This window comes from Nocardia concava NBRC 100430, assembly GCF_000308815.1.
In the GTDB taxonomy this organism is placed as follows: domain Bacteria; phylum Actinomycetota; class Actinomycetes; order Mycobacteriales; family Mycobacteriaceae; genus Nocardia; species Nocardia concava.
Genome location: NZ_BAFX01000150.1, coordinates 110,429 through 127,965, shown reverse-complemented (window position 1 = coordinate 127,965; position 17,537 = coordinate 110,429). Strand labels below are relative to the sequence as shown.

Annotated in this window: 14 protein-coding genes; 8 read left to right on the top strand and 6 right to left on the bottom strand. The window is 66.2% G+C overall.

What is annotated here, in order from left to right; genetic code table 11:
- Positions 1-254: 254 nt before the first annotated feature.
- The 6 genes from gyrA to dnaA form a co-directional block, all read right to left on the bottom strand.
- Positions 255-2,768 carry a DNA gyrase subunit A gene (gyrA, locus tag ON43_RS35065; RefSeq protein ID WP_040814485.1) on the bottom strand — a complete coding sequence of 838 codons (2,514 nt, stop codon included), beginning with the start codon at positions 2,766-2,768 and terminating at the stop codon, positions 255-257.
- Positions 2,769-2,821: 53 nt separating this feature from the next.
- Positions 2,822-4,864 carry a DNA topoisomerase (ATP-hydrolyzing) subunit B gene (gene gyrB, locus ON43_RS35060; protein ID WP_040814484.1) on the bottom strand — a complete coding sequence of 681 codons (2,043 nt, stop codon included), beginning with the start codon at positions 4,862-4,864 and terminating at the stop codon, positions 2,822-2,824.
- Between the two features lie 399 nt (positions 4,865-5,263).
- Positions 5,264-5,854: a DUF721 family protein gene (locus ON43_RS35055; protein ID WP_051179647.1), complete on the bottom strand. Its 591-nt coding sequence runs from the start codon at positions 5,852-5,854 to the stop codon at positions 5,264-5,266.
- Between the two features lie 102 nt (positions 5,855-5,956).
- Positions 5,957-7,141 (bottom strand): DNA replication/repair protein RecF, encoded by a 1,185-nt coding sequence (gene recF, locus ON43_RS35050; protein WP_040814482.1) that lies wholly within the window; start codon positions 7,139-7,141, stop codon positions 5,957-5,959.
- 58 nt (positions 7,142-7,199) lie between these two features.
- Complete coding sequence (dnaN, locus tag ON43_RS35045) at positions 7,200-8,369, bottom strand: DNA polymerase III subunit beta (RefSeq protein WP_040814481.1); 1,170 nt, start codon at positions 8,367-8,369, stop codon at positions 7,200-7,202.
- Between the two features lie 767 nt (positions 8,370-9,136).
- A complete protein-coding gene (gene dnaA, locus ON43_RS35040) occupies positions 9,137-11,119 on the bottom strand; it encodes a chromosomal replication initiator protein DnaA (protein ID WP_040814480.1) in 1,983 nt (660 codons plus the stop codon).
- A gap of 582 nt (positions 11,120-11,701) precedes the next feature.
- Between dnaA and rpmH the strand changes: the two genes are divergently transcribed.
- From rpmH to ON43_RS35005, 8 genes are all read left to right on the top strand, one after another.
- Entirely contained in the window at positions 11,702-11,845 is a 144-nt protein-coding gene (rpmH, locus tag ON43_RS35035; protein ID WP_033085250.1) for a 50S ribosomal protein L34, read from the top strand.
- A gap of 87 nt (positions 11,846-11,932) precedes the next feature.
- Positions 11,933-12,319: a ribonuclease P protein component gene (rnpA, locus tag ON43_RS44075; RefSeq protein ID WP_083913973.1), complete on the top strand. Its 387-nt coding sequence runs from the start codon at positions 11,933-11,935 to the stop codon at positions 12,317-12,319.
- Between the two features lie 28 nt (positions 12,320-12,347).
- The gene (yidD, locus tag ON43_RS44070) at positions 12,348-12,659 is read left to right on the top strand and encodes a membrane protein insertion efficiency factor YidD (RefSeq protein ID WP_083913986.1); all 312 of its coding nucleotides are present in this window, start codon (positions 12,348-12,350) and stop codon (positions 12,657-12,659) included.
- 4 nt (positions 12,660-12,663) lie between these two features.
- Positions 12,664-13,767 carry a membrane protein insertase YidC gene (gene yidC / locus ON43_RS35025; RefSeq protein ID WP_040814479.1) on the top strand — a complete coding sequence of 368 codons (1,104 nt, stop codon included), beginning with the start codon at positions 12,664-12,666 and terminating at the stop codon, positions 13,765-13,767.
- Between the two features lie 30 nt (positions 13,768-13,797).
- The gene (locus ON43_RS35020; RefSeq protein ID WP_083913984.1) at positions 13,798-14,340 is read left to right on the top strand and encodes a Jag family protein; all 543 of its coding nucleotides are present in this window, start codon (positions 13,798-13,800) and stop codon (positions 14,338-14,340) included.
- Between the two features lie 109 nt (positions 14,341-14,449).
- Positions 14,450-15,187: a 16S rRNA (guanine(527)-N(7))-methyltransferase RsmG gene (gene rsmG / locus ON43_RS35015; protein WP_051179642.1), complete on the top strand. Its 738-nt coding sequence runs from the start codon at positions 14,450-14,452 to the stop codon at positions 15,185-15,187.
- Between the two features lie 307 nt (positions 15,188-15,494).
- Positions 15,495-16,463, top strand: coding sequence for a ParA family protein (locus ON43_RS35010; RefSeq protein ID WP_174416526.1), 969 nt, complete (start codon positions 15,495-15,497; stop codon positions 16,461-16,463).
- 46 nt (positions 16,464-16,509) lie between these two features.
- On the top strand, positions 16,510-17,526 hold the full coding sequence (locus ON43_RS35005; RefSeq protein ID WP_040814476.1) for a ParB/RepB/Spo0J family partition protein: 1,017 nt from the start codon (positions 16,510-16,512) through the stop codon (positions 17,524-17,526).
- Positions 17,527-17,537 lie beyond the last annotated feature (11 nt).

Here is a 17,537-nt window from a genome sequence, read left to right as displayed (position 1 = left end):
TCCGGGGAATCCGCGGTGGCGGCCTCTGCCGAATTGTTACCTTCCGGCCCGAAATCGCCGGAGTGGTCCGACAATTCGGGTGATTGCGGCGCACCGCCCTCGTTCCCGCCGGGCCGCGGAATGGGCCGCGGCGGAATCGGGGACGGGGCGATTCTCTCGGTCACGCCATTGGCATGACCGCGCTGGTCATTCGGCTGATTCGTGGTCAATGGTGAATCCTTCGATCCGTGTGTGCCGCCGCTGCTGTGGTGAAACTACTGCTTCGCCGAACCGCTGGTGTCATCTTCGGCAACCTGGTCGGGCTCATCCGCGTTCCGAGCGATCGCGAGCAAAGTATCGCCCTCGCCCAGGTTCATCAACCGCACGCCCTTGGTTTGACGCCCGGCCTTGCGAACCTGGTGCGCCAGCGTACGAATGACACCGCCGCCGGAGGTGATCGCGTAGAGCTCATCCTCGTCATTGACGATGAGCGCACCGACAAGACTGCCACGCTTCTCGTCGTACTGGATCGTCAGCACGCCCTTGCCGCCACGACCCTGCGCCGTGTACTCGTCGATGGCCGTGCGCTTGGAGTACCCACCCGCGGTCGCGACAAGCAGATAGATGCCCTCTTCGTCGCGAACCACGTTGAGCGACAACAGTTCATCATCGGCATTGAAGCGCATGCCCTGCACGCCGGAGGTGGCGCGGCCCATCGGGCGCAGCACCTCGTCATTGGCGGAGAAGCGGATGGACTGACCGTGCGCGGAGACGAGCAGCAGGTCGTCCTCGGCGGAACACAGTGCCGCGCCGACCAATTCGTCCTCATCGCGCAGATTGACCGCCACGATGCCGCCGGTGCGGTTGGAGTCGAAGTCGGTCAGCTTCGACTTCTTCACCAGGCCCTTGCGGGTGGCCAGCACCAGGTAGGGCGCATCCTCGTAGGACTTGATCTGGATGACCTGGGCGATCTTCTCGTCCGGCTGGAAGGCCAGCAGATTGGCCACGTGCTGGCCGCGCGCGGTGCGGTTGGCCTCGGGCAGCTCGTACGCCTTGGCCCGGTACACCCGGCCCTTGTTGGTGAAGAAGAGCAGCCAGTCGTGGGTCGAGGTGATGAAGAAGTGCTTGACGATGTCGTCCTGCTTGAGACCCGCGCCCTGCACGCCCTTGCCGCCGCGCTTCTGCGAACGGTAGAGGTCGGTCTTGGTGCGCTTGGCGTAGCCGGTCTCGGTGATGGTGACGACCACGTCCTCGCGGGCGATCAGGTCCTCGTCCTGCACGTCGCCGTCGGCCGCGATGATCTTGGTGCGGCGGTCGTCGCCGTACTTGTCGACGATCTCGGCCAATTCGTCACGGACGATGGCGCGCTGCCGCTCCGGCTTGGCCAGAATGTCCTTCAGGTCCGCGATCTCGGCCTCGATCTTGGCCAACTCGTCGAGGATCTTCTGCCGCTCCAGGGCCGACAGGCGGCGCAGCTGCATGTCGAGGATGGCGGTCGCCTGGATCTCGTCGATATCCAGCAACTGCATCAGGCCGGTGCGGGCGGTGTCGGTATCGGCCGAACGGCGGATCAGGGCGATCACGGCGTCCAGCTGATCCAGCGCCTTCACCAAACCGCGCAGGATGTGAGCCCGCTCCTCGGCCTTGCGCAGCAGGTACTTGGTGCGCCGGACGATGACTTCCAACTGGTGGTTCACATACAGCCGGATCATCTGATCGAGGCGCAGCGTGCGCGGCACCCCGTCGACGATCGAGAGCATGTTGCAGCCGAAGGAGGTCTGCAGCTGGGTGTGCTTGTAGAGGTTGTTCAGCACCACCTTGGCGATGGCGTCACGCTTGACCGTCACCACGATGCGCAGGCCGACGCGGTCGGAGGACTCGTCGTGGATGTCGGAGACACCCGCGATCTTGCCGTCCTTCACCTGCTCGGCGATCGCGTTCACGAAGTTGTCGGTATTGACCTGGAACGGCAGCTCGGTAATGACGATCGTGGTGCGGCCCCGGCTGTCCTCCTCGATCTCCACCACACCGCGCATGCGGACCGAACCGCGGCCGGTGGTGTATGCGTCGTGGATGCCCTGGGTGCCGACGATCAGGCCGGCGGTCGGGAAGTCCGGACCCTTCACCCGCTCCATGCACGCGGCGAGCGTGGTCTCCTCGTCCGCCTGGTGGTTGTCCAGCGCCCAGTAGATGGCCTCGGCCAGCTCGGTCAGGTTGTGCGGCGGGATGTTCGTCGCCATACCGACGGCAATACCGTTGGAGCCGTTCATGAGCAGAGCCGGGACCCGGCTCGGCAGCACGACCGGTTCCTGGGTCTTACCGTCGTAGTTCGGCGTGAAATCGACCGTCTCGTGGTCGATCTCGCGCAGCATCTCCATGGCCAGCGGAGTCAGACGGCACTCCGTATAACGCATGGCGGCCGCGCCGTCATTGCCGCGGGAACCGAAGTTGCCCTGGCCGTCGACCAGCGGGTAGCGCAGCGACCACGGCTGCGCCATGCGCACCAGGGTGTCGTAGATCGCGGTGTCACCGTGCGGGTGGTAGTTACCCATGGTGTCGGCGACCGGGCGCGCGGACTTCACATAGCCGCGGTCGGGCCGATACCCGTTGTCGTACATCGCGTACAGGATGCGCCGGTGCACCGGCTTGAGGCCGTCGCGCACCTCGGGCAGCGCGCGGCCCACGATCACGCTCATCGCGTAATCGATGTAGGAGTTCTGCATCTCCTGCTGAATGTCGACCGGCTCGATGCGGTCGCCACCCGAGGGCGGCAGCGTGGTGTCAGTCATGAATTAGTCTCCGTAGGAAGTCTTTTGGGGCGAATCCGAGTGCAGGCAGGCGACTACACGTCCAGGAATCGCACGTCCTTGGCATTCCGAGTGATGAAGCTGCGCCGAGCCTCGACGTCCTCGCCCATCAGGATCGAGAACAGCTCGTCGGCGGCAGCCGCGTCGTCCAGGGTGACCAGACGCAGGACGCGGACCGTCGGGTCCATCGTCGTCTCCCACAGCTCCTTCGGGTTCATCTCACCGAGACCCTTGTAGCGCTGGATGCCGTCGTCCTTGTTGATCTTCTTGCCGGCCGCCAGGCCGCGCTCGAGCAGCCCGTCGCGCTCGCGGTCGGAGTAGGCGAACTCCGGCTCGGACCGCTGCCACTTCAGCTTGTACAGCGGCGGCATGGCCAGGTACACGTGACCGTGCTCGACCAGCGGGCGCATGAAGCGGAACAGCAGGGTCAGCAGCAGCGTCGAGATGTGCTGGCCGTCCACGTCGGCGTCGGCCATCAGCACGATCTTGTGATAGCGCAGCTTGGCGATGTCGAACTCGTCGTGAATACCTGTACCGAAGGCGGTGATGATGGACTGGACCTCGGTGTTCTTCAGCACGCGGTCGATGCGCGCCTTCTCCACGTTGATGATCTTGCCGCGCAGCGGCAGGATCGCCTGGTACATGGAGTCGCGGCCGGACTTGGCCGAGCCACCGGCGGAGTCGCCCTCCACGATGTAGATCTCGGACTTGGCCGGATCCTTGGAACGGCAGTCGGCCAGCTTGCCCGGCAGGCCACCCAGATCGGTGGCGGACTTGCGCCGCACCAGCTCTCGCGCCTTGCGGGCCGCGACGCGCGCCTGGGCGGACGAAACCGCCTTCTGCACAATGGTCTTCGCATCGGCCGGGTTGGCCTCGAACCAGTGCGAGATGTGCTCGTTGCAGGTGCGCTGGACGAAGGACTTCACCTCGGTATTGCCGAGCTTGGTCTTGGTCTGGCCCTCGAACTGCGGATCGGCGATCTTGACGCTCACGATGGCGGCGAGACCCTCACGGATGTCGTCACCGGTGAGGTTGCCTTCCTTCTCCTTGAGGAGCTTCTTGTCCTTCGCGTACTTGTTCACCACCGTGGTGAGCGCCGCGCGGAAGCCCTCCTCGTGGGTGCCGCCCTCGTGGGTGTTGATGGTGTTGGCGAAGGTGTGGACCGACTCGGAGTAGCCGGAGTTCCACTGCATCGCGACCTCGACCTCGTGGCCGGTGCCCTTGCCGGTGAACGCCACGATCGAGTTGTGGATCGGCGTCTTGGTCCGGTTGATGTGCTTGACGTAGTCCTCGAGACCGCCCGGGTAGTGGTAGGTCCGGGTCTTGATCTTCGGAGTCTCCGCGGGGGCGTTCTCGTCGAGATGCTTGGGGGCCTCGGCGGTTTCGCTCACCACCTCGTCGATCACATCGCCCTCGGCCACCCGCTGATCGGTCAGCGTGATGGTGAGGCCCTTGTTCAGGAACGCCATCTCCTGCAGGCGGCGCGCCACCGTCTCGAAGCTGAAGGTGGTGGTCTCGAAGATCTCCGGATCCGGCCAGAACCGGATGGTGGTGCCGGTGCGCTTGGTCGCGCCGCCCTGCACCAGCTTGCCGGGCTTGGAGTCCTTGTACTCCTGGGTCCAGTGGTAGCCGTCGGTGTCCACATCGGCCTCGAGGCGGGTGGACAGCGCGTTCACCACCGAGATGCCGACACCGTGCAGACCGCCGGACACCGCATACGATTCGCCGTCGAACTTGCCGCCGGCGTGCAGCTGGGTCATGACGACCTCGATGGTCGGCACCCCCTGCGCGTGCATGGCGACCGGGATACCGCGGCCGTCGTCGACGACCTCGACACCGCCGTCGGCCAGCAGCGTGACATCGACGCGCGAGGCGTACCCGGCCATCGCCTCATCGACGGAGTTGTCGACGACCTCCCAGATCAGGTGGTGCAGGCCCCGCTCACCGGTGGAACCGATGTACATACCGGGGCGTTTGCGGACCGCCTCGAGGCCCTCGAGGACGGTGATGGATTCGGCACCGTAGTTCGACGGCTTGCCGTTCTTCGGCGGGGTCGAGCCTTCTGCGTTGGAGTCCATGGCAGCCACTGGTGGGTAGCTCTCCTTACTTGCTGATCCTCCCGGCGCAGTGCGGTGGCACGCGTTGAGCCGTCAGACACTGTCTGCTCGAGCACCGGTCAGTGTCTGCTCGAGAATTACGGGGGCTCACGCGCGGGCGCTACGGAACGCGCCGGGAGGTATCGCCGCTAGTTACTCCCCCATCCTACTGGTACGACCGACAGAGAACGCACCTATGACACCCCTGAGTGGGCCGTAGGGTCATGAAATCGACCAGCGATATGACCGGTTATGGGTGAAGGGGGTTCCGGAAGCCTCAGCGGGCGATGCGCGTGTCACCCGGAGAGCGTTTGCGCGAGGGTTCGAATCGATCTCCCCGCGGGCCGCGGCGAGATCGAAACGTTCCACGTGAAACAAGATCTATCCGTACGTGTCGCGCGGACCTCGGCCTTTGACGTGCCGGTCGCCGTGCCGCCAGCTCGGGGCGGTCGGACCGTTGATCTTGAGCTGTTTGACCACGCCGTTGCCGACCGCGGCCGCGATCTTGGCCAGGATCTGCGACTGGAACATGCGCAGCTGGGTGGCCCAGGCGGTGGACTCGGCCTGAATGCTCAGAATGCCGTTCTCCAGCGAGATCGGCGTGGCGTGCGCGGCGATGTCCTCCCCCACCACGCTGGACCAGCGGCCGAAGACGGTGCCCTCGGCGACCTTGCCGGACCAGCCGCGGCCCTTGGCCAGCTGCATGGCGAGAGACGAAAGGGTCTGTGGATCACGCTCGTCCGGATGCGCGCCCGACCAGCCGGTGCGGCGACGACGCAGCGACCGGATACCGCCCTGACGCGGCGAAGCACGGCCTTGGCCCACCGATTTCCCGGCAGCGCGCGCAGCAGCGCGGGCTTCCTCGAGGGCGCGCCGGGCCAAGTCGACACCGCGCAACTCAGGCTCCGGGCCTGCGGCATCGTTATTCGGCTGAGGAGTCCCGCGGTCGTCGGCTTCCGGCTGCTGAGCCATCCACAACTCCTTCCACACTGGGGAATCCCGGTTGATCACCTTCGGTTCGTCACGTGATTCTGCCGCATAGGACCGACGGACTCACCGATGCCGGCGCCGATGTCACATGGACGCCGACTCGACTATCCGAGACGCGCGGCGATCGGCCTCTCCCGTGGTCTCCACGCGCAGCGGTGCGGCCTCCAATTCGGCGGGCACGTCCTCGGGCACCGCGGCGGTGATCAACACCTGCTCGGCCCCGGCGGCCACCGCGGCCAGTGCGGTGCGACGCCGCCGATCCAGTTCCGCGAACACGTCGTCGAGGATCAGCACCGGATCGGTTCCGGCGGACCGCAGCAGTTCGAACGCGCCGAGCCGCAACGCCAGGGCGAAGGACCAGGATTCGCCGTGGCTCGCGAAACCCTTGGCGGGGGCCGAACCCAGCATCAACTCCAGATCGTCGCGATGCGGGCCGACCAGGCAGACGCCGCGTTCCAGCTCCTTGGGACGGGCGGCGGCCAACTCCCGCAACAGGATGGCTTCCAGCTCCGATTCGTCCTCAGGCTGTGGAGAACGCGCGGGATCGAGCAGCTCCGGCGGCAAACTCGCACTTCGGTAAGCGATTGTGGCGGGCCGGGATTCGGGAGCGATACCTGAATAAGCCTGTGCAAGATGTGGATAGAGCTCGTGCACCAGCCGCAGCCGCTGCGCCAGCAACACCGCGCCGTGCCCCGCCAGATGCCCGTCCCACACGTCGAGTGTGCTCAGCTCCGCGCCGCGGGACCCCGAACGGGCATTGCGCCCAGCGGTTTTCAACAGCGCCGAGCGCTGCCGCAGCACCTTGTCGTAATCCGCGCGCACCCCGGCCAGCCGGGGCAGCCGGGCGGTCGCCAGCTCGTCCAGGAAGCGCCGCCGCTCCCCCGGGTCCCCGCGCACCAGCGAGAGGTCCTCCGGGGCGAACAGGACGGTCTGCAGGATGCCCAGGATCTCCCGCGGCCGCCGCACCGGCGAGCGATTGATCTGGGCCCGATTGGCTTGGCCCTGATTCAGCTCCATATCGACGCGGAGCTCGCGGCCGGTATTGACCACCGTCGCGCCGATCCGCGCCTTCTGCGCGCCGATCCGGATGAGCGGGGCATCGGCTGCCACCCGGTGTGAGCCGAGGGTGGACAGATAGCCGATGGCCTCGATCAGGTTGGTCTTGCCATTGCCATTGGAGCCCAGGAAAACCGTTCTGCCGGGCGAGAATTCCAGCTCGGCGGCCTCCCAGGAGCGGAAATCGCGCAGTGACAGCGCACGCACGTGCATCCGGTCAGTCCATGTTTTTCACAGGTTTGTCAACACTGTGCACAGGTGAGTCGCCCGATCAGCCCGGCAACCGCACCGGCATCAGCAGGTAGATGTAGCTGCCGGACAGTGCCGAGAACGCGCCCGACTCCAGCTGGGTGGGCTCTTCCTCGGGGGCTGGGAGGAACACCGCGGGCCGGCTGGGGGTGGTGAAGCCGAAGGTCACCCGGTCCGAATGCGAGGCGGACAGACCGTCGAGCAGGTAGCCGGGGTTGAAGGCGATGGTCAGCGGCTCACCGCGGAACTCGGCCTCCAGCCACTCCTCGGCGCGACCGGCGTCGTCGCCACCGGCGGAGAGCAGCAGGCCCTCCTCGGAGAACTCCAGCCGCACCTGGGCGCCGCGCTCGGCCACCAGGGCCACACGCTTGATGGCCTCGGTCAGCGCGCTCACCGTGATGGTCGCGAGGGAGGTGTGCTCCTTGGGGAGCAACTGGCGGAACTTGGGGAATTCGGCATCGAGCAGACGCGTGGTGGTGCGGCGGCCGCCGTTCACGATGCCCAGCAGGCCGTCGGTGCCGGTGCCGAAGGCCAGCTGCACCGGCTGATCGGACGCACCGAGCGTTTTCGCGGCCTCGGACAGGGTGCGGGCCGGGACCAGCACCGCGGTCTCCACATCGGCGCGACCGGGCTGCCATTCCAGCTCGCGCACGGCGAGGCGGAAGCGGTCGGTCGCGGCCAGGACCACCTTGGGGCCCTCGATCTCGACGCGGATACCGGTGAGCATGGGCAGTGTGTCATCGCGACCGGCGGCCACGGCCACCTGGGAGACCGCCTCGGAGAACAGATCCACCGCGAGTTCACCGGTCTGGGGAGGAAGTTCGGGAAGCTGGGGATAGTCCTCGACCGGCATGGTGGGCAGGGAGAACTTGGCGCTGCCACAGGCGATCAGCACGCGGGTGCCGTCCACCGACACATCGACCGGCTTGTTGGACAGCGCCTTGGTGATATCGGCCAGCAGGCGGCCCGACACCAGCACCTGACCCGGACCGGCGACCTCGGCGGCCACGCGCATCTGCGCGGAGACCTCGTAGTCGAAGCCGGAGACCGTCAGGCCATCCTCGTCAGCCACGAGAAGTACGCCACCGAGCACAGGGACCGGAGGCCGCGAGGGCAGGCTACGGGCGACCCAGGCTACGGATTCGGCGAAGTCCTCGCGGGCGACCCGAAACTTCATGCTTGCAAGCTCCATCGCCCGGTCTGTCCTCTCCCAGTGGATTCGTGAACTCTGCTGATCTGAATCAGCCGCCTACGCAGTGTGGCACAGGGGACTGACAGTGAACCGTACCCGCGAGGGGCGTAACGGCCAACGCCGACCCTCCGAGCTATCCGATGAGTCTGGATCCGGATCCCTCCTTCTCCTTGCTGCCCGATCGGGTGTGGAGGGGCTGCCTACCCGACCGTGCTCTCCCAACCCGAGTTTCCACACACCCTGTTTTAGAAAAGCCTTCTCTAGATGAATAACTGAAGTAGTAGTAGGTCCTGTTAGTTCTGTGGACTTCGGCCGTTTTCGCTGGTGGGGGCGTGCGGCGTCGTGTGGATGTCGTCTGGGTGGCTCGAGGATGAACGGCGAGTGGCTGTGGAGTCGATCCGCTGTTCCACATTGATCCTCGAGTCATCCTCGAGTTGCTCCCCCATTCGAGGCCCGGTAGCCAACATCAGGATGAAACCGGGGACTACCTCGAGGATTCCTCGAGGACCTGACAAGGACTCCTCGAGGAATCCCCAGGGCATATCGGCCATCCTCCCTGCTCAGCCCTCGAGGATGAATCCGCCTGTTAGTTCTGTGGACTACCACCTGTGCACGGGTGTGAGTGGCGACCTGTGCGCAACCCCGTGGACAACAGTGGGAATCCTCGAGGAGTCCACAACCCTTCCTCGAGGACTCCTCGAGGAATCCACAACCCCGGAAAACAAAGAACCCCACGTCAGACGACGTGGGGTCCTGTGGACTGTGGATCAGCGCGAACGCTGTTTGATTCGGGCTGTGAGTTCTTGAACCTGGTCGTACACCCGGCGGCGCTCGGTCATCTCCTTGCGCACCTTCTTCTCGGCGTACATGACCGTCGTGTGGTCGCGGCCGAAGGCCTGACCGATCTTGGGTAGGGATAGGTCGGTCAGTTCACGGCACAGGTACATGGCGATCTGCCGGGCCTGGGCGAGCGGGCGGGCCTTACCGGGACCGGTCAGCTCTTCCAGCGTGGTGTTGAAGTACTCCGCGGTCACGGCCATGATCGTGGCCGCCGTGATCTCCAGCGTCGCGGTATCGGGCATGAGATCGCGCAGCACCACTTCTGCCAGAGAGAGATCCAGCGGCTGCCCGTTCAAGGACGCGAAGGCCGTGACGCGGATCAGCGCGCCCTCCAGCTCACGGATATTGCGCTCCACCCGGCTGGCGATGAGCTCGAGCACGTCGTGCGGCACGTCCAGGCGGTCCATGCGCGCCTTCTTGCGCAGGATCGCGATGCGGGTCTCGAGCTCCGGCGGCTGCACATCGGTGATCAGGCCCCACTCGAAGCGGGTGCGCAGCCGCTCCTCCAGCGTCGCCAGCTGCTTTGGCGGGCGGTCGGAGGAGACCACGATCTGCTTGTTGGCGTTGTGCAGGGTGTTGAAGGTGTGGAAGAACTCCTCCTGGATGCCTTCCTTGCCCTCGATGAACTGGATGTCGTCGACCAGCAGGATGTCGGTCTCGCGGTAGCGGCGCTTGAACGCCACCTTCCGGTCGTCACGCAGCGAGTTGATGAAGTCGTTGGTGAATTCCTCGGTCGAGACGTACTTCACCCGCATGCCCGGGAACAGCCGCTGGGCGTAGTGCCCGGCCGCGTGCAGCAGGTGCGTCTTGCCCAAACCCGAAGCGCCCCAGACGAACAGCGGATTGTAGGCGCGCGCCGGGGCCTCCGCGATGGCCACCGCGGCCGCGTGCGCGAACCGGTTGGAGGCGCCGATGACGAAGGTGTCGAAGGTGTACTTGGCGTTCAGGCTGGCCGAGCCGTTCGCGGGTGCGGGCTCTCGTTCGCGCTCCGGCGTCCGGTTGAAATAGGTCGGCCAGGAATTGCGGACATTGACCACCGGCTCGTCGTCGTGCGGCTCGTCGACCGGGCGGCGGGCCGCCGGTTCGTCGGAATAGCGCGGCGCGGGCTCGTCCGAATACCGCTGCGGCGCTGGTTCATCCGCATAACGCTGCGGTGCCGGCTCATCGGAGTAGCGCTGCGGTGCGGGTTCGTCGGCGTACCGCTGGGCGGCGGGTTCGTCCGCGTAGCGCTGCGGCGCGGGCCGGACCGGTTCGTCGTCGGGCTCCGGCGAGAACAGCGACTCCTGTCCCGGCGGTTTGGGCGCGCTGCGGTGGTTCTCCCGGCGGCGCGGGGGTGCGGGCGGCTCGCCGACCGGCATCGGCAACTCTTCGGCCATCTGTGACTGGCCGAATTCCACCGGTGGATAAGCATCCCGATCGTCGTACTCGGCCGGGTAGTCCTGGGGAGGAAGGTAGCGCGGGGCCGCGTACTCCTGGGGCGCCTGGTACAGCTGCTGTGGACGCTCGACCAGGGGCGGTTCCGGCTGATACGCGGGCGGCGCGGGCTCGGGTTCGCGGGGTCGTTCGGGCCGCGAGGTCATACGCGCGTGGCGCGGAGTGTTCCCGGAGCGACCGGCCGGCGGGTTCTGCTGCGCGCGGATGCGCACGCCCAGGCCCTCGACCTGGAGACCGCGGCGGGCCAGGGACCGCAGAATGAGCTCCCGCAGATCACGTTCGACCGTGACCTGCGCCATCGTGCCCGGCACCGAGAGCAGGGCGAATCCCTGCGCGAAGGTGATCGGTTCGATAGTGTTGAGCCACGCCTTGTGAGCCTTGCTGACCGGCTGGATCTCCCCATCCGCGGAGCCACTCGCCAATTCGGCGATCACCTCCGGCCAGACAGCCGTCAGCACATTCTGCTCGTCGTCCACGAACGCAGTCCTCCCCGGATATAGGTCGATTGGAGCAGACGGTTCGCACTGCTCGGCTCCCCCAGTAACCGGGCGTAGGCGAGGCACCGTCGGCCCTACGAATATGCCACTCCAGGGGTCTTTCCACACAATTATCCACAGATGTGGAAAACCTGGGGATACACGCGACCGCGTGTCTGATTCCTCGAATCTGGCGCGTACCTGCGGGTTCACAGCTATCAGCTGGCAAAGTCAACCGCGGTCGCAACGGAGGTACCGTCGAAGGCCTGGAAAGGACCGTACACGAACCCCGGCCCGACACACGAACCCCCAGCAAGCGGCGCGCGGAACGATCGATCCAATCGCGCCGTGCGTCAGCGGTGCCGGTGCGGTATCCAGCGAAAACCGGGCTCCTACCCCCGAGTTTGACCCTCGTCCAGGGGGTAAGTACCCTTCTACAGTCACCCTATGGTGCGGTGGCGGCTGTCTGCTGCCCGTGCCGACAAGGGTATTGCGCCGATGGACTCCCGTCCGTCGAGAGCACCGTTTCACCGAACAGCTTCGGGCGTCACCGGACGTCCACCACCTAGAGGAGTGTTGACCGTGGCCAAGGGCAAGCGGACGTTCCAGCCGAACAACCGTCGTCGGGCGCGTGTCCACGGCTTCCGTCTCCGGATGCGCACCCGTGCGGGCCGCGCCATCGTGTCGGCGCGCCGTGGCAAGGGCCGCGCCAAGCTGACCGCCTGATTCGGTAATCCCGGATGCGGCGTCGTATGAGCGACTCGCCGTCCGGTCTCCGGTCCCCCATTCGCCCGCATTCCGCTGGATGCTCAGGTGCTGCCTGAGCCCTACCGGCTGCACCGTCGCATCGACTTTTCCCGGACGGTGCGTCAGGGCCGGAGAATCGGGAGACGGGACCTCGTTGTGCACGTACTGCTACACGACGAACAAGCCAGCGGATCGACCCCGGATATCCGGGTGGGCGGTCCGCGCTTCGGCTTGATCGTCAGCAAGGCGGTGGGTCCGGCGGTTACACGCCACCGGGTGGCCCGCCGCCTGCGTCATATCTGCGCGACCTTGACGGCCGAATTGCCCGCGGGCGCAGACATTGTCATTCGCGCCCTGCCGGGTGCCGCCGACGCGCCCTCCGACGAACTGCTGCGGCAGTTGCGGAGCGGGCTGCGCAAGCTGGGCACCCTTCCCGTCGGCAGCGACGCATGAACGCCCCGGCGAGCCGGTCGTGAACGGACTGCGCGCCGCTGCGCGCTTACCGGCCAAAGCTCTGATATTCCTCATCGAGCTGTATCGGACCTATATCTCCCCCACCCGTATGCCGGTGTGCCGCTTCACTCCTACCTGTAGCGAGTACGCGGTGACGGCGTTGCGCACCCGCGGACTGTTCGTCGGTCTCGGACTGACGGCCGTCCGATTGGCGAAATGTGCGCCCTGGCACCCTGGTGGGTGGGACCCCGTACCGGAGCGCAAGCACCGGCACGCGGCATCAGCTTGTGAAGGGTCATCGCCTGCGGTGACCGGCGATACGAACGACGGGAGTGCATAGAGCCGTGCTCGACTTCATCTATTACCCGGTGTCGGCCATTCTGTGGTTCTGGCACCAGGCATTCGGGTATGTGCTGGGCAAAGACAGTGGATTCGCCTGGGCACTGGCCGTGGTGTTCCTCGTGTTCACATTGCGGCTCGTGCTCTACAAGCCGTTCGTGAAGCAGGTCCGCACCACCCGGCAGATGCAGGAACTGCAGCCGCAGATCAAGGAACTGCAGAAGAAGTACAAGAACGACCGTCAGCAGATGACGGTCGAGATGCAGAAGCTGCAGAAGGAACACGGCTTCAACCCGCTCATGGGCTGCCTGCCCGTGCTGCTGCAGGTGCCGGTGTTCATCGGCCTGTTCCATGTGCTGCGTTCGTTCAACCGGGTCGGCTCCGCCGGGTTCGGCGGCTTCGGTCACAGCGGCGGCATGACCGTCGAGCAGAACGCCAACACCGCGAACTACATCTTCAGCGCGGGCGACGTCCAGTCCTTCCTGGCCGCCCGGCTTTTCGGCGCTCCGCTCTCGTCGTACATCACGCAGCCCGTGTCCCAGATGCAAGCCTTCGTCCACGGTGACGTCGGTCTGCCGAGCAAGGTGGCCATCGCGGCGGTGTCGATTCCGCTCATGATCATCGCCGGTGTCGCCACCCACATGAACGCGCGAGCCTCGGTGGAACGGCAGTCGGCGGAGGCCGCGGCCAACCCGCAGGCCGCCATGATGAACAAGCTGGCGCTGTACGTGTTCCCGCTCGGCGTGCTCGTCGGTGGTCCGTTCCTGCCCGTCGCCATCCTGCTCTACTGGGTGTCCAACAACATCTGGACCTACGGTCAGCAGCACCTGGTTTTCGGCAAGATCGAAGCCGAGGAGAAGGCGAAGAAGGAGGCGGCCCTCGAGCGCCGCGCGCAGAACGCTCCGAAGCCGGGCGCGAAGCCGGTCGACGTTCGTAAGAAGCAGCCGACCGCCAAGACCGACGGCGTCCAGGACGCGGTCGATCTCGAGAAGACCGATGCGCCGCAGGCGTCCCAGAACGGTTCCAAGCCCTCCCCCGGCGCCAAGCCCGGACAGGGCAAGAAGCGGTCCGGTAATCGTGGTCGCGCAAACCAGAAGCGGCGTCGCTGAGACTTACAACTCCAGATGAAGGAAGCAACCATGACTGTTGAAACCGACGGAGGGGATCCCACTGTGACGGCTGCGACGGCGGCACCGGAGGCGACCGACGCGACCGACGCCGAGGAAGCGCTCATCGAAGAGGGCGAGATCGCGGGCGACTACCTCGAGCAGCTGCTCGATGTGCTCGACTTCGACGGCGATATCGACCTCGACGTCGAGGGTGACCGCGCGGTCGTGAGCATCGACGGCGGTAAGGATCTGGCGAAGCTGGTCGGCCGTCGCGGCGAAGTTCTGGACGCGCTCCAGGAGCTCACCCGGCTGGCCGTGCAGCAGGCGACGGGTGTGCGCAGCCGGCTGATGCTCGATGTCGCGGGCTGGCGCGCCAACCGTCGCTCGGAGCTGAGTCAGCTCGGCACCGAGGCCGCCAAGCGCGTGCTGGAAACCGGTGAGCGCGAGGCCCTCTCCCCCATGACCCCGTTCGAGCGCAAGATCGTCCACGATGCCGTGGCTGCCCTCGATGGTGTGGTGAGCGAGAGCGAGGGCGTGGAGCCCAACCGCCGCGTGGTGGTGCTCCCCGCCTGACACGGCGACATGACGTAGGGCCCTCGAGTCGAACGGACTCGGGGGCCCTACGCTTATTCGCAGTCACGCGGCTTATTCGCCAGTCCCGCGAGTTCGGTTATTCGGAAGGATGTTTCACGTGGAACCAGAGACCGAGACGACCGCTCCAGGTCCGGTCGAACCCCCGGCCGCGGCGGCGGTGGTCTTCGGTGAGCGCTTGGACAAGGCTCGGCTCTACTACACCGCGCTCGCCACCGCGGGTGTGGAGCGCGGCCTGATCGGTCCGCGTGAGGTTCCCCGGCTCTGGGATCGCCACATCCTCAACTGCGCGGTGATCGGTGACCTCATCCCCCAGGGCGTGCGCGTGGTCGATATCGGCAGCGGCGCGGGCCTGCCCGGCATCCCGCTCGCCATCGCCCGGCCCGATCTCCGAATCACCTTGGTGGAGCCGCTGCTTCGCCGGACCGTCTTCCTGGCCGAGTTCGTGGCCGAGGCCGGACTCGACAATGTCCTGATCGTGCGCGGCCGGGCCGAGCAGGCGGGCGTGAAGAAGGAGGCGGGCGGCGCTGATGTCGTCACCTCCCGCGCGGTCGCTCCCCTGGCGAAGCTGGCCGGATGGTCCATGCCGCTGGTGCACGAGCACGGACGGATGCTGGCGCTCAAGGGAATCAGTGCCGCCGAGGAGCTCGAGCGTGATCGCGACGATCTCACCAAAGCGGGCGCGGGGCACGCGGAGGTTCTGGAATGCGGTGTGGGAGTGCTGGAGACGCCCACCTTCGTCATCAGCGCCGAGCGGCTGGCGCGCGCCGAACGCCGGGCGGAGCGTAAGAGCGGACGGTCCGGGACCAGCCGCCCGAAGCGTCACTGACGAAGCTCGCCGCGTGATGTTTCCCGTGAAACATGAACAGTTTTGCCGTTTTTGAGTGTGTCGCGGCGCGAAGGTGCCCGTTCAACTTCCGTATTGTGTCCTCTACTGGCAAGCTAGTGAACGTCGAGCGTGAACGACTTCCAGCCGATTCGAGCCAGCCCTCGGTAACAACGCAGCGTCGCGGCCGTTGCTGCCAGGTGCGCGAAATCTTGCTCGGCCACGTGTCTTTGAGTTCTCGGGGTTAGGAGCCTGTATGTCCAATCGTCCGGCGAATGTTTCACGGGAAACAACGTCCCGGGTGCCCGGCATGCTCGATAGCGGTCCCTTCGACACGGATGAGTTCAGCCGCACTCCGTTCGGGAACATCTCCCCCACCGAGACTCCGATTGCCGCCGAAGCGCAGCGGGCGAGCCAGGTGCTGTCGGGCACCAACGCGCACATCCCGCGTCCCAAGGAACAGCGCATCCTCACCATTGCCAATCAGAAGGGCGGCGTGGGCAAGACCACCACCGCCGTGAACCTGGCCGCCGCGCTCGCCATTCAGGGCATGCGGGTGCTCGTCATCGATCTCGACCCCCAGGGCAATGCGAGCACCGCGCTCGGCATCGAGCATCACTCGGGCATCCCCTCCAGCTACGAACTCCTCATCGGCGAGTGTTCGGTCAGCGACGCCATTCAGCAGAGCCCGCACAATGAACGGCTGCTGTGCATTCCGGCGACCATCGACCTCGCCGGCGCCGAGATCGAACTCGTCTCCATGGTCGCCCGCGAGGGCCGGCTCAAGGCCGCCATCCAGGAGGCCAACCTCGCCGGGTACGACATCGACTACGTGATGATCGACTGCCCGCCGTCGCTGGGTCTGCTCACCGTCAACGCGCTCGTCGCCGCCAAGGAGGTGCTGATCCCCATCCAGTGCGAGTACTACGCACTCGAGGGCGTGGGTCAGCTGCTCCGCAATATCGGTCTGGTGCAGGCGCACCTGAATCCCGAATTGCACGTCTCCACCGTCGTTCTCACCATGTACGACGGCCGCACCAAGCTGGCCGACCAGGTGGCCGAGGAGGTGCGCTCGCACTTCGGTGACGCGGTGCTGCGCTCGGTCATCCCCCGCAGCGTCAAGGTCTCGGAGGCTCCCGGCTACGGCATGACGGTGCTCGATTACGATCCGGGCTCGCGGGGTGCGATGAGCTACCTCGATGCCGGACGAGAGATCGCGTCGCGGACGGCGCGCCAGAACGCGGTTGCGCCGGTTTCCGACGCACAATCCGGTGTGTAAGTGATTTTCTCGGTGGCGGTGAACAACGGAAGGGGTCGGTACGCCGATGAGTCAGGCTAAGAAGGGTGGACTGGGGCGCGGGCTCGCGGCACTGATTCCGACCGGCCCGGCGACCACGCCCGGCGGGCTCGGCAGTGCCGCCGCCAATGTCGTCATCGGCATCGATCCGGTCGGGCCGCAGCCCGCCTCGGCGTATCTGCATCGCGTTCCGGATCCGGTGGATTCGGTCGACGCGCCCGATGCGGGCGCGGTGTACCGGGAGATCCCGCCGCTGCAGATCGAGCCGAACCCGAAGCAGCCGCGGTCCGTCTTCGAAGAGGAGGCGCTGGCCGAGCTGGTGCACTCCATCAAGGAATTCGGTCTGATGCAGCCCATCGTGGTGCGTCAGATGGCGACCCTGCCGGAGCCGCGCTATCAGCTCATCATGGGCGAGCGGCGGTGGCGGGCCAGCCAGGAGGCGGGGCTCGAGGCCATTCCGGCCATCGTGCGCGAGACCGCGGACGACTCCATGCTGCGGGACGCGTTGCTGGAGAACATCCATCGCGTGCAGCTCAACCCGCTCGAAGAGGCGGCCGCGTATCAGCAGCTGCTCGAGGAGTTCGGTGTCACCCACGAGGAACTGGCCGCGAAGATCGGGCGCTCGCGTCCGGTCGTTACCAATATGATTCGGCTGCTGAAGCTTCCGATTCCGGTGCAGCGCCGGGTGGCGGCGGGCGTGCTGTCGGCCGGCCACGCGCGCGCGGTGCTGGCGCTGGAGGCGGGCGCCGACGCGCAGGAGGCGCTCGCGGCGCGGATTGTCGCGGAGGGCATGTCGGTGCGCGCCACCGAGGAGGCCGTCACCCTGGCCAACCGGAACCCGGATCCGGAGCTCGCTCCCCCGGCGCCCAAGCGCAAGCCGATTCAGATGCCGGGTCTACAGGATGTGGCCGAGCGGTTGTCGGAGTCGTTCGATACCCGCGTCACGGTTCAGCTCGGCAAGCGCAAGGGCAAGATCACTGTCGAGTTCGGCTCCATCGATGATCTGGAGCGAATCGTCAGTCTCATGGAGCAGTCGAAGCCCTAGAAAAGGTCCAT

Excerpts from the sequence above, each read along its gene's own strand:
- ON43_RS35010 (WP_174416526.1), top strand. The coding sequence starts at position 15,495 with ATGCTCGATAGCGGTCCCTTCGACACGGATGAGTTCAGCCGCACTCCG.
- gyrA (WP_040814485.1), bottom strand. The coding sequence starts at position 2,768 with ATGACTGACACCACGCTGCCGCCCTCGGGTGGCGACCGCATCGAGCCG.
- recF (WP_040814482.1), bottom strand. The coding sequence starts at position 7,141 with ATGCACGTGCGTGCGCTGTCACTGCGCGATTTCCGCTCCTGGGAGGCC.
- dnaN (WP_040814481.1), bottom strand. The coding sequence starts at position 8,369 with ATGGAGCTTGCAAGCATGAAGTTTCGGGTCGCCCGCGAGGACTTCGCC.
- ON43_RS35055 (WP_051179647.1), bottom strand. The coding sequence starts at position 5,854 with ATGGCTCAGCAGCCGGAAGCCGACGACCGCGGGACTCCTCAGCCGAAT.
- ON43_RS35020 (WP_083913984.1), top strand. The coding sequence starts at position 13,798 with ATGACTGTTGAAACCGACGGAGGGGATCCCACTGTGACGGCTGCGACG.
- rsmG (WP_051179642.1), top strand. The coding sequence starts at position 14,450 with ATGTTTCACGTGGAACCAGAGACCGAGACGACCGCTCCAGGTCCGGTC.
- gyrB (WP_040814484.1), bottom strand. The coding sequence starts at position 4,864 with ATGGACTCCAACGCAGAAGGCTCGACCCCGCCGAAGAACGGCAAGCCG.
- ON43_RS35005 (WP_040814476.1), top strand. The coding sequence starts at position 16,510 with ATGAGTCAGGCTAAGAAGGGTGGACTGGGGCGCGGGCTCGCGGCACTG.